Annotated in this window: 7 protein-coding genes; 1 reads left to right on the top strand and 6 read right to left on the bottom strand. The window is 55.8% G+C overall.

All coding sequences use genetic code 11. The annotated features are described in order from the left end of the window. Positions 1-300: 300 nt before the first annotated feature. Complete coding sequence (locus tag KF752_13105; protein MBX3422485.1) at positions 301-2,004, top strand: divalent metal cation transporter; 1,704 nt, start codon at positions 301-303, stop codon at positions 2,002-2,004. 78 nt (positions 2,005-2,082) lie between these two features. On the opposite strand, the gene KF752_13100 is transcribed toward KF752_13105, so the two are convergent. The 6 genes from KF752_13100 to dnaG form a co-directional block, all read right to left on the bottom strand. Continuing rightward, positions 2,083-3,267, bottom strand: coding sequence for a phosphoglycerate kinase (locus KF752_13100; protein ID MBX3422484.1), 1,185 nt, complete (start codon positions 3,265-3,267; stop codon positions 2,083-2,085). Between the two features lie 251 nt (positions 3,268-3,518). Then, a complete protein-coding gene (locus tag KF752_13095) occupies positions 3,519-4,763 on the bottom strand; it encodes a DUF1501 domain-containing protein (GenBank protein ID MBX3422483.1) in 1,245 nt (414 codons plus the stop codon). A gap of 166 nt (positions 4,764-4,929) precedes the next feature. Beyond that, complete coding sequence (locus tag KF752_13090; GenBank protein MBX3422482.1) at positions 4,930-6,543, bottom strand: DUF1549 domain-containing protein; 1,614 nt, start codon at positions 6,541-6,543, stop codon at positions 4,930-4,932. Positions 6,544-6,706: 163 nt separating this feature from the next. Continuing rightward, on the bottom strand, positions 6,707-7,879 hold the full coding sequence (locus tag KF752_13085) for an exo-alpha-sialidase (GenBank protein MBX3422481.1): 1,173 nt from the start codon (positions 7,877-7,879) through the stop codon (positions 6,707-6,709). A gap of 257 nt (positions 7,880-8,136) precedes the next feature. After that, positions 8,137-9,858 carry a sigma-70 family RNA polymerase sigma factor gene (locus tag KF752_13080; protein ID MBX3422480.1) on the bottom strand — a complete coding sequence of 574 codons (1,722 nt, stop codon included), beginning with the start codon at positions 9,856-9,858 and terminating at the stop codon, positions 8,137-8,139. Positions 9,859-9,975: 117 nt separating this feature from the next. After that, a complete protein-coding gene (gene dnaG, locus KF752_13075; protein ID MBX3422479.1) occupies positions 9,976-11,919 on the bottom strand; it encodes a DNA primase in 1,944 nt (647 codons plus the stop codon). Between the last annotated feature and the right edge of the window lie 407 nt (positions 11,920-12,326).

Genomic DNA, 12,326 nt, shown 5'->3' with positions numbered 1-12,326 from the left:
ACCATCTAACTGCCCACGCCCAGTCTCCTACCTGGTTCACTCAACCCATGAATGCCGACATGTAGGACGCCGGCCGTTACGATTCTAGCAACTGTGATTGGCTGAAACCAGCGACCTGCATTGTGCGTCTGGGATAAGTTGAAAAGGTTGCGAAACAGCTTCAAAAAATGCCGGACCTATCCCCTTCCTCGGCTTAGGAAGCTATTGTAATGACCTAGCCAACGACCTAAGCGCCCCTATGTCCAATCCTGATTGATCGATCAAGATTGAACGTCACCGCGATTCGACCTCCGAGGTACCATGAAAGACCAATCAGAAATTGATCACAATCGACATCAACTGGTGTCAGCCCAAAAGCACGGTCCATTGGCAACGCTGGGAGTTTACGTGCGGCTATCGGGCCCCGGCTGGCTGCAGAGCGCTATTACGCTGGGTGGAGGATCGCTGGCAGGAGCGTTGTTCTTAGGCGCTCTGGGGGGTACGCATCTGTTGTGGCTGCAGTTGGTAGCGATCACCATGGGAGTGATCATGCTTAGCGCCATAAGCTATGTCACTTTATCCACAGGCCAACGACCATTTCCGGCAATCGCCCAGCATATCAATCCAGTACTGGCCTGGGGATGGCTCATTGCCACCATGATGGCCAACATGATTTGGTGCATGCCGCAGTTTAGCTTGTGCTACGCCTCATTGAATGAGAACTTGGTGGGCTCGGCGATGAGCGACTCCTTCGCCAATAAACTGTGGGTCTCGGCAGTACTTCTGGTCGTGTGTTACGGCGTCGTTCACATGAGCCTGAAAGGTGGTCTTGGCAGAAAACTGTTCGACCTCGTGCTCAAGGCGCTCGTCGGTATGATTGTCATTTGCTTTTTCGGTGTCGTGGTACTGTTAGTCAGCCAAGGAACGATGCAGTGGCAATCCATTCTCAGTGGCTTTGTACCCGACTTGACGGCTATGTTTCGACCCATCGGCAAGTTGGCAGAGCTAGTGGGTCATCTAAGTCCCAGCCATGCCGAATTTTGGTCTGCGCGAATCGTGAAAGAACAACGCGCCGTGATGATTGGCGCAGCCGCCACCGCCGTGGGCATCAATATGACCTTCTTGTTGCCCTATTCCATGCTGACTCGCGGCTGGGACAAGCCGTTTCGGGGTCTTGCCCGATTTGACTTGGCAACTGGCATGGCGATACCCTATTTGATTGTAACGAGCTGCGTGGTGATCGCCTCGGCAGCAACCTTTCACGGCCAGGAGCTAGACGACAAATTAGCCAGCTCTCAGCCCGACGTGATGGTCAGCAGCCCCATGTTCAAGTCCGTGGAAAAATCGCTGGCGGCTCGCATATCACACGAAGTAGGATCGGAAGCCTATGCGAATTTGAGTCGCGATCAGCAATTGGCAGCCATGGCCACACTCGACACAACCGAAAAGCAGATCGCATTGACTTTGGTGCAGCGCGACGCATTCCAGCTCTCGAAATCCCTATCACCATTGTTGGGCGAAAAACTGGCCAGCATTATCTTCGGACTGGGTGCCTTTGGCATGGGTGTCTCGACCATTATCATCCTGATGCTCATCAATGGCTATGCGTTGTGCGAGGCATTCGATCATCCACAAGGTACACAGCCCACATTTACAATTGGCTGCCTTCTGGCCGGAGTGTCTGGCGCGTCGTGGCCGCAAGTTTGGGACGGTCCTTCGAAGTTGTGGTTGGCCATTCTGGCTTCGTCTTTTTGCATGTTGCTACTGCCGATTGCATACATCACATTTATGATGATGATGAATAGCCGCTCGCTGCTAAAGGAGGAAAAGCCCGTCGGCGCGTCGATGTGGATTTGGAATATCTTGATGGCGGCCTCGGTGCTGGGTGCCATTGCTGCGGCCACCACCGTGCTGATCGACAAGTCCAGCGACCCAACGGCGGGCACTGTGGTCTTAGCCGTCACCGCAGGTTTTATCGTGGCCGTGTTGATCGGCTTTGCAGTGCGACTGGGGAAGCAGCGGTAACAAATACGTGAGCCGCTTCAACGCAACAGGACAGCCCGAACTGTGGCCAACGCCGCATCGGTCATGCACAAGCTTGGGCTAGGCGTTATCCAGCAGCTCGACGGCGGCAAATTTTTGACCTTCCAACATCGACAGACTGGCGCCGCCCCCAGTGCTGACGTGCGTGATCTGATCGGCCAGTCCCATTTGTTCAATGGCCGCAGCCGAATCGCCTCCGCCGATAATGCTTATTGCGTGACTCGCGGCAATGGCCTGAGCGACGCGCTTGGTCCCCGCGTCAAACGGCGGCATTTCAAATACTCCCATCGGTCCGTTCCAAACCACGGTCTTTGCGCTGGCCAATAATTGTCCGTAGTGTTCAGCCGTCTTGGGGCCAATGTCCAAGCCCTCCCAGCCATCAGGAATCTGTCCTGCCGGTACCACTTGTTTGGCGCAATCGCTAGAAAACGCATCGCCACAATGCGTGTCGCTCGGCAGGACCAGCTTAGCACCGCCAGCGGCGATGAGCTGCTTGGCCAATTCCAGCTTGTCGGCCTCAACCAAACTCTTACCCACACGACCGCCTTGAGCCAGTGAAAAGGTGTAGGCCATCGCGCCACCAATCAGCACATAATCGCATATCCCCAGAAGATTGCTGATCACGTTGATCTTGTCACTGACCTTAGCACCACCCAGGATCGCCACAAACGGGCGTGCAGGGTGTGCAATCGTGTCGCTCAAATACTGTATTTCTTTGGCAACCAGAAATCCCACGACGCGCGGCTTGCCGGCCATGGCTTGCGGCACAGCCAGCATGGACGCATCCGTGCGATGACAGGTTCCAAAGGCGTCGTTGCAGTAGATGTCCGCCCAACCTGCCAGCGTCTCCGCGTATTCGCGGGACTCCGACGTTTCTCCGGCATTGAATCGCACATTTTCCAGCACCAATACCTGTCCGTCTCGCAATGCCGCGATCTTGTTGGCTGCATCAGCACCGACCGTGTCGGCAGCAAATGCCACGGGCTGATTCAACAATTCAGCCAGTCGCACTGCGGTGGGTGCCAAGGTGTATTTCGGATCGGGCTTACCCTTGGGCCTTCCCAAGTGGCTCATCAGCACCAGCCGGCCTCCTCGCTGGAGCACTGACTGGATCGACGGCAGCGCCATGCGAATCCGGCGATCATCGGTGATCGCTCCCGAGTCGTCTTGCGGGACATTAAAGTCCACACGCATCAATACAACTTTGCCTTGGGGATTAACGTCTGCGATGGTCTTCTTGGCCATAATACGTGCTCAACTTGTAAGCGAAATGAAATAATGCTGAAATAGTTCGCGCGACACGCCGGTCGTTGGCCGCGCGGCCGATAAGAATGACAGGTCGCCACCTGCACCCGTCGGTGGAACGCTCGTTCGTCCACCGCCCGCGTCACGGAAACTACCAACAGTCCACTGGCCCATTGAGGTGTGGCGGGGCAAGGATTATCCCAGACATGCGGCGACTGTCGAGTCCCTCTCGAAATCGCTGCCCGGACTGTCTAGCCAAACAGCGGTTGAATGATTTTGCCACCACCAGCAATTTTGATGGGCCGACCGTTGGGACTGCGATAGGTCGTCTCCAGGGAAATGCCCAGCGCGTGGCAGATCGTGGACATCAAATCCTCGGACGAATAGGGCTGACTGGTGACGGCGCGACCTTCCTGATCTGTCTCGCCGATAGCTAACCCACCGCGCATACCGGCACCGCCCAGGACCGCGCTCCAGGCCCGCGCGTAGTGATCTCGGCCTGCATTGCCATTGATTGACGGAGTCCGACCGAATTCACCCATCCAGATTACAGCGGTATCCTTGAGCAGTTCCCGCTGTGCCAAGTCTTCCACCAAGGCGCTCATAGCCTGATCTAGAACCGGCAGTCGTTGGTTCTGAAGGATTGGAAAAATGCCCTGATGATTATCCCAGCCGCCTAAATCAACTTCGACAAATGGCACACCCGTTTCAACTAGCCGCCGCGCCATCAAACAGCCGCGGCCAAAGGCGCTGTCACCGTAACGCTCACGAACCGCCAGCGGCTCGGAGGAGACGTTAAAGGCTGACATCTGCTGGCTGGTCATCAATTGAAAGGTCTTTTGAAGGATGGTTTGATGGCTCTCGGCGGCTGACCCGCGGTTCTGACGGACGAAGCCTTGTTCGATGACCTCCAATGTCTTCATACGCTGAGCGATTCGCGGATCGTTCGTCCACTGCTCAAGATTTCGTATACGACCATCGCTAGACACGCTGAATGGCGCGAAGCTCATACCCAAAAACCCAGGCCCAGGACTTGCTCCGCCGATAGTGATAAATGGTGGAATCTCTAGATCGCTGCGGCGCGCCATCAATTCTCGAGCCACCACAGAACCCACGCTGGGATGCTCGACAGTAGGATTCGGAACATAGCCTGTATGCATGTAGTAGCGTCCACGGTCATGATCGGCTTCGCGAGTACTCATCGACCGCACCACGGACAGATGCTGCATTTGCTTGGCGATCTGTGGCAAGTGTTCGCAAATCTCCACATCACCCGTGGTACGAATCGGCTGGAATGGACCGCCAGTGGCCGCACCGGGTTTGAGATCCCACAAGTCAATCGTCGCTGGACCACCACCCATCCACAGCAGGATGGCAGATTTACGTTGTCGCTTGAGCTGATCAGCATGAACCGTCAGTGAATGGCCCAGCGCCAGAGCCGAAGCCGCCAGCGGACAGGCGCTAGCCGCATGTTGCAAGAAATGCCGCCGGGACATGCCAGGCGGCTGACTGTACATCTTCCAAAGCATCGTTAGTCGACTCCAGCTAGAACCTCAGTTTCGACGATCGGCCTACTGGCCACTACCATCGTCAGATGGTGGTAGGCCAATTCTTCCACCGTCTGGCGACGCTAGCGACACTTATTTCAATTTGTGGCGCAGCTCAGTGCACCAGAATGAATTCATTACTGTTGAGTATCGCCCACCACAAGTCCTGGAGGGCCTGAGTGACATTGCCACTACGGGCCGTCAGCAACTGAGCCGCGATATCCAACTCGCGCTGGTTGGCACGCCGCGCTAGCCCCAGAGTAAACAACATCTGCACCTTATCAGGATACCTGGACGGCCTAGCAGCCAAATCGTTTAACAACGAACCTGGTTCAGCCTGAATAGCCCGCTTGACTAATTCGCCGTTGAACATCATCAGTGCTTGAGGAATGGAGCCATTGAATGTCGTGGCTTCGTCGCCGGCATCGTTTCCAAAGGCGACCACAAACTGATTTAACCACTCTTCTCGCTGTCGTTGCTGATCCTGGCTTGATATTTCTCCCTGATCTGCCACCGTCAACAGTGATTGATACAACTGCTCAGCCGTCATCTGTCGCATGTAGAAGCGGCTGAACTGCGGCGGGACTCCCAGGGCCGGATCGTCTTGGCGGTTACCACCGGACTGGACACTGGAGATCTGATAGGGCTGCGATAGCACGATCCACCGCATCAACGCCCGCAAATCATAGTCGGAGTCTATGAAGGCTTGGGTCAGGTCGTCCAGCAATTCGGGATGCGATGGGACGTTATGGGGACCAAGGTCGTCGATGGGTCGCGTGAAGCCATACCCCAGAAACTGCGCCCAAGTTCGATTGACGACTGCAGTGGCCAAGTCTCGACTACCCACAATCAGTTTCCCCAATTCCTGACGGCGGTTGACTTTGGCTACCAGTCCACTGCGACCAATGGCGGTTCCATCTACGAACACGGGGTACGCACTACGCACCACTTGATTGCGTTCTTCGTAGAATATGATTGCCTCTTCGGGCTGCGCGCGATTGCCTTCGCCGCCAAAGTCTTCGTCAACCAACTCAATGAAATCTACATTCTGCGTGCCAGGGACAAACCGCCGGAGCGCTCGAGTCTGCCGAAAGAAGGCATTCAGTTGCCAGAACCTTTCTTGTTTCCATTGATTGAAGAAATGGTTGTGGCACTGAGTACACTGAACCTGCATCCCCAGAAAGATGCGGGCGGTGGCGGCGGTGGCCAGCGTCGCATTGTCTTGATTGACTTTGTCAGCTAAGTAGTTGGTGGCACCATTAAAATCACTCTCGCCCGGCTTGTTGGTTCCGGTGGCCGTAATCAACTCGAAAGCCATGCGATCGTAGGGCTTTTGCTGGGCAAAGCTGGTACGCAGATACTCAAACATACCGCCACGATTGGTCAGCGAATTAGCGTTGTTACCGCTAGAGCGACCGATCAAGATATTGCTCCACACGCCAGCCCAATAATCGGCAAACTGAGCAGCATATCGCTCGTCGCTCAGTAATCGCTCGACCAATTTGCGGCGTTTGTCGGAACTCTTGTCGCGACCGAACTCCTGTTGCTCTTGATCAGTGGGAATGCGACCGACTACATCCAGCATCAGCCGCCGCATCCACTTCAGATCGTTCTCGTTCTTGGATGCGACCAGTCCGGCCGCTGTCCAGCTCTGCTGAATCGCCTCGTTAATTCGCTTAACCTCTGGCAGCTCAGAATCTGCCCCGGCAGCCGGACCCAGGCAGATCATGCCGCACGCCAGCAGCAGGCAGCTGGCGATAACGCCCCGCCTCAGTGGCAGGAACCAAATTCCCGTTACGATACGCCTGGACACCGTCGGTTACTCGAATACAGTAAGCCAAATTCACTGGGTGCTCCTGAGAGCCATGACGACCACGTCTTGACATTATACTCTACTGCCCCAGCAAATAGGCCTCTTCAAACTCGACATGCTTCATGCTTTTGCCCTCATCGCTGAAGTAACTGTAGACGGCGTGTATTTTGCCGTCGCGAGTCTGAATGATGGCCGGATAGTGGTACGCTCCCTTGGGCTGATCCTCTAACAGCACCGTGATCGGCCAAGATTGTCCCTCGTCTTTGGATACGGAAATGGCCAACCGATTGCGACCGACGATCGTATTGTTGGAGATCAGTAGCCAATTGCCACTGCGAGTCTGCACAGCATCCAGTCCCGAGCCGGGATTGGCTATGGGGATCGTGCCGACCGGTCCCCAGGTCTGGCCATCGTCGCTCGATTCGCTCACGCGGACTTGTCTGCGAGGCCCGTTCTCGCGCATGTAGGCCACCAGCGTGCCATCGTTACGTCGCAGGACACTTGGCTGGATGTTTCCGAATCCCATTAGTGGTTCCGAAGCATGCCACGTTAGCCCACGATCGTCGCTGATCGCCATGATGGAGAAGGAGAAGGTGTCCGAATAAAGCGGCAGTAGAATACGTCCGCTGGGCAGCACTGTCGGCTTGCAGCGGCCTTGCCAACCTAGTCGCTGATATAGCTTATCCTGAACTCGCTCGCGAAACTTTACCACGTCATCCAGTTCCGCTTTGGCTGACTCGGGCAACACGCCCAGCAGCTTATCCAACCCCTCCAATGCTTGCGGGCTGAAGTCCTTGGGCTTGAGCCACAGCGAATCGCGCCGAGTCCACTGCGGCGAACCTATTCCTTCCGGCTGCTCAGAAATCAGCATTTGCGTGACACACGACTCCCACGTATTGGCCAGTACCAACGGCCAGAACAGAAACAGCCTACCGTCTGTGTCCACCATCAGGCAGGTGTTTCCATCGGGAAAGCCGGGGGTGTCGACCATCACGAATGGCTCGCTCCATTGCCGTGATCCGACGGGTCTCCGGGCTCCGTACACGGCGACATCGTCAGCAGTTCGTTCACCAGATCCGCGAAACCAAGAGACGATCAATTCACCACTGGGCAACTCTGCAATCCCCGGAGCATGATTATGTTTAGGATGCAGCGGGAAGATCAGCTCCGACTGCACCGCCTCCTGGGCACCACTCCAACTACCAACCAGTGCAATACAGCCAACGCAACACAGCAGTCGCAGAACATTCATTCCGATACACTTTTCTTGTCAAGCGAGTATGCAGGAAACCAGATTGCCAAGCGGCTCTGACAATAAGACACAATGCAGCCACGTTCGCCAGACGGTGGAGACCGCGTCACTCCCCATCTGCTGGCGAACCTGGCTACAGAGATTGTGGTTTACCCAGTCTGCACTCGCAACCGCCGGCGAACCCCAGTGCCAGAAAAACCTGCGTTTTTCTGGCATTTCAGGCTGTTGTCGTCAAGCGGCTTGACTCGGCGGAATGGCTAGGCGGCCTCGCTGCGCAGATAGCCTGCCAGTTGTTGCGCACGGACCGGATTCTGCATCTTAGAAACCGCTTTGGCCTCGATTTGTCGTACGCGCTCGCGAGTCACCTTGAAGATACGTCCGACTTCCTCCAGCGTGTATGAATAGCCATCCACGAGACCGTACCGCAAGCGAATAATTTCGCGTTCACGAAATGTCAGCGACTTGAGCATCGTATCGATTTGCTCCCGCAACAAACCATGGCTGGCATTGCGAATCGGGTTACCGTGGTCGTTGTCTTCAATGAACTCACCGAACGAGTTGTCCTCGCCTTCGCCTACCGGACGATCGACACTGACAGGGTGCCGGCCGATATCCAGCACGCGCCGCACCTCTTCTACGGGAATGTCAGTCTGCGCCGCAATTTCTTCGGTGGTCGGCTCGCGATGCAATTCTTGAGTCAACTGCTTTTGGATATTGCGCAATCGACTAAGAACATCGATCATGTGCACCGGAATGCGTATGGTCCGCGCTTGATCGGCAATGGCCCGCGTGATCGCTTGACGAATCCACCAAGTCGCGTAGGTGGAGAACTTGAAACCGCGTCGGTACTCGTATTTGTCCACAGCCCGCATCAGGCCGGTATTGCCTTCTTGAATTAAGTCCAAGAAGCTCATGCCGCGATTGCGATACTTCTTAGCGATGGACACCACCAACCGCAGATTGCCCTGGCACAATTCGCGCTTGACGGCCTCGAAATCGGTGTAGTGCTTGCGGAATTCCTGGCAACGACGGCGCAACGCCTGCGGACTCTCTTGAGTCACAATGATCAGCCGATGCAACTCGCCACGCAGTCGTCGATATTCCGACTGCCGATCGGGTTGACTGGCCAACTCTGCCACCAGCGTTTGCAGATTCTCCATGCGCGTCGCAAATTGTTCCAATTGCTTCATATTGGGAACGACGCGGCGCGATCGAAGACTAAGTTCTTCTGCCAGGACAATACACTTGTCTCGCAGCCTGCGATGACGTTGAACCAAGACCGGCTTTTCTTCGGCTGGTGTGTGGCGATTGACGATGCGGGCAAACAACTGACGCCGCATCGCCGTCAATCGCTTGAGGGTTGCCAGATTGGCGGGCATGCGCAAGCTGATCTGCTCTTTAGTCAAACGCTCGGTCAGCGATACTTTGATCGTGCGATCAAACGGCAGATGGCCCTTATGAACGCGATTTAGAATTTCCACTGTCTGCCGTAACGCAAAATCGCTGCCTAACAGGCTGCGTCGGAATCGCTTGCGAGTAATTTCGATCTTTTTGGCGAGAGCGATTTCCTGTTCGCGCGTGAATAGCGGAATTTCCGACATCTGACTGAGATACAGGCGAATAGGATCATCGCTTAACTTGGCAGTCGAGCGTTTACCAGCCTTGCCGTGGGCCTCAACGTCCAACAGGTCATCCATCCGAGCATCGGCGTCGACAGCTTCCAAGGCGTCCAGTTCCACCAAGCTCTCATCGCCGGGAAATCCATCTTCCATAGTCGCCAGCAATTTGATTTTGCTGGTGGCTGGCGGTTGATCGACCAGCTTGATGCCCTTCTTTTCCAGGGCGACCAGCAAATTATCCAGCTTTTCGCTGCTGCTGGCTTCGTCCGGCAGGTATTTCCCGACCTGTTCGTAGGTCAGATAGCCTTGCTGACGCCCGGTGTTAATTAGTTGCCGCAAATCTAGGTCTAATAATTCCACAGTTCAACTCCTTTTGAAAATCCCTGGGTCGCGCCGACAGCGTGCCCAAGTGTGGATGGGGTTATGTCCTGAGTGGCCCTTGAAAGAGCGTCTCGTCACTGGCGATGCGTGGACCGACTACCGACTGGCGGGTACGTCCGAGTCCTGTTCAGGCTGCGACGGAACCGCTGGATCGGCGGATAACGCGGCAGTCTGCAAACCTTGACGCAGGCGAGCTTGACGAATCACATCTTGCAAGAGATCCATTTCCTCCTTCTCAGAAACACCTTTTCTCAATTGTTCCACCAACTGCAGTCCGCGCAGCTCGTCGTGCCGCTGCCCGATGCGCTGCGTCAGAGCACGCAACCGCTCGTCCGCAGACGCCTTCGTGCTGCTGGACTTGGCAGCCGCCTGATCGTGCAGCGTCACCAGCAGACTCTTCAGTGATGGATCCTCAACCGCCGACAGCACGCTATTGAACTCCAGCGATACGCCGCTGAAGTCCAACTGCTGATAGGCGTCCAACATGGCTCGAGCCGCTTTGCACTCAAGCCATCCCGATTGCACTCTTTCCAGTACAATCGGGGCAACTTGCGGAGCGATGATTAACAGCTCTAACAATTCGCGTTCAAACGGCGACAAATCGCTGAGATGAAAGGCGATGGGCGGAGCAGTTTCCTGCGGCTCCTGCGCTCGACTGCGAACCGACTGAGTCAGTTGGGATTGCCGCTGGCGCAGTGCGCTTAACTGCTGCCGCAACACCTCTTCACCAATCGTAAACTGCCGCGACAACCTGGTCAGCACTTGATTTTGGCGGATGCGAAAGGCTTCATTGGATATCAGCCCCGAGTGCGGCACTTTGGCCAACAACGACAACATCTCTTCGATGGCACGGTGCACTCGATGGGTGTCGACCAGCGGATCGATTCCGGCGGTGGCTCGCCGCAACCGAAACTCCAGTGCATCACAGGCTGTGGCCACACTGCGTTCAAACGCCTCTAGTCCATACTTATTCAAGTAATCGGCGGGGTCCAAGCCTTCAGGCAACGTTACAATGCGCACGTCCAACTGTGCATGCAGGAACAACTCCAGCACCTCATCGCTGCGCCGCTGGCCCGCCTCGTCGCCATCCAACAGCAAGACCACCGAATCGCAGGAATGCCGCAAGGTGCGCAGGTGTGCCGCTCCCAAGGCGGTGCCCAGCACGGCTACAGCGTTATCGACGCCAACTTGATGCGCCACAATGACATCGGTATAGCCCTCCATGACCACAGCCTGTCGCTGTCGATGAATGGGTATGTGAGCCACATCAAAACCGTACAACTGCCGGCTCTTTTGAAACAGCCGGGTTTCCGGCGAGTTGATATATTTGGCCCCCTCGCCCGCGCCTGGCATGATTCGCCCGCCAAATGCAATCGTCCGATTCTCGCGGTCGCGAATCGGGAAAATGATTCGCTCGCGGAAACGATCGTAGTAGCCGCCTTGCCCTTCGCGCTTGACCACCAGCCCAGCAGCCTCCAGTAGCGTCGGCGAGATTCGTTCGCCAGCCGCTGCTTCCAATAAGGCAGACCAACTATTGGGTGACATCCCCAAGTGAAATTTTTCCTGGGAATGGTGGGTAATCCCGCGCTCGTTCAAATAATCCCGCGCCGCCGCTGCTTGTGGCGACTCCAGCAGATAACGATGGAAGAAATCATCAGCCCAGCGCAAAACGCGATATAGTTCGGCTTTTTGGTCGACTGTCGCATCCTGGCCACCGCGACCTGATTTGCCCGATGCACCGCGGCGGGCCATATTGATGCCCGCGCGCTCAGCCAAACGATGCAGCGCATCGGCAAAGCTGCACCCTTCGATGCGCATCACGTAGTTGAAGACATCGCCGCCAATATCGCACACCCAGCATTTCCAAGTCTGCCGAGCGGGATTGACTTGGAGACTGGGTCGCGAGTCGTTGTGCCACGGACAGTTGGCGACGTACATCGCCCCCTGCCGGCGCAACTCCAGACGGCTGCCAACCAGTTCCACAATGTCCGTTGCGGTGCGGACACGTTCTTTGATATCAGGGTCGAACGAAAACGACACTGGCACTCCGTTAGCAAGCCTGCCATAGAAGAATCGAAAAACAACGCGACGATCTGCGGAGCAATCAGAGAGCCACTGCAGGCAATCCGATTCATTACAGTCACACAAATTGTAACGCGCTGCCAGTTCCTCGCTAAGTCCTGGCCTGCTGTGTCGCTGAAGGTTCCATTTTCCTCGCGCCGAAGTCACGAATCGGGGGTTCATGCGTCTCCAGCGGTGCAATCCATTACACGGCCAAACAATATGAGCCCTGCAAGCACCCGGAGTCAACGGCAGAATGAGGACTGGTGAATAATTGGCAAAGAATTCACGCGGCCAAAGACAGCATTGCCAGAACATCTTTAGAGCCTATTGCGCCTGGATTTAGGCTCGAGTGCTGCTCAGTGCTCAGTGCTTCGACTCGCTGT

It is taken from the genome of Pirellulaceae bacterium (assembly GCA_019636385.1).
In the GTDB taxonomy this organism is placed as follows: Bacteria; Planctomycetota; Planctomycetia; order Pirellulales; family Pirellulaceae; genus Aureliella.
This window is presented reverse-complemented; position numbering and strand designations above follow the sequence as displayed.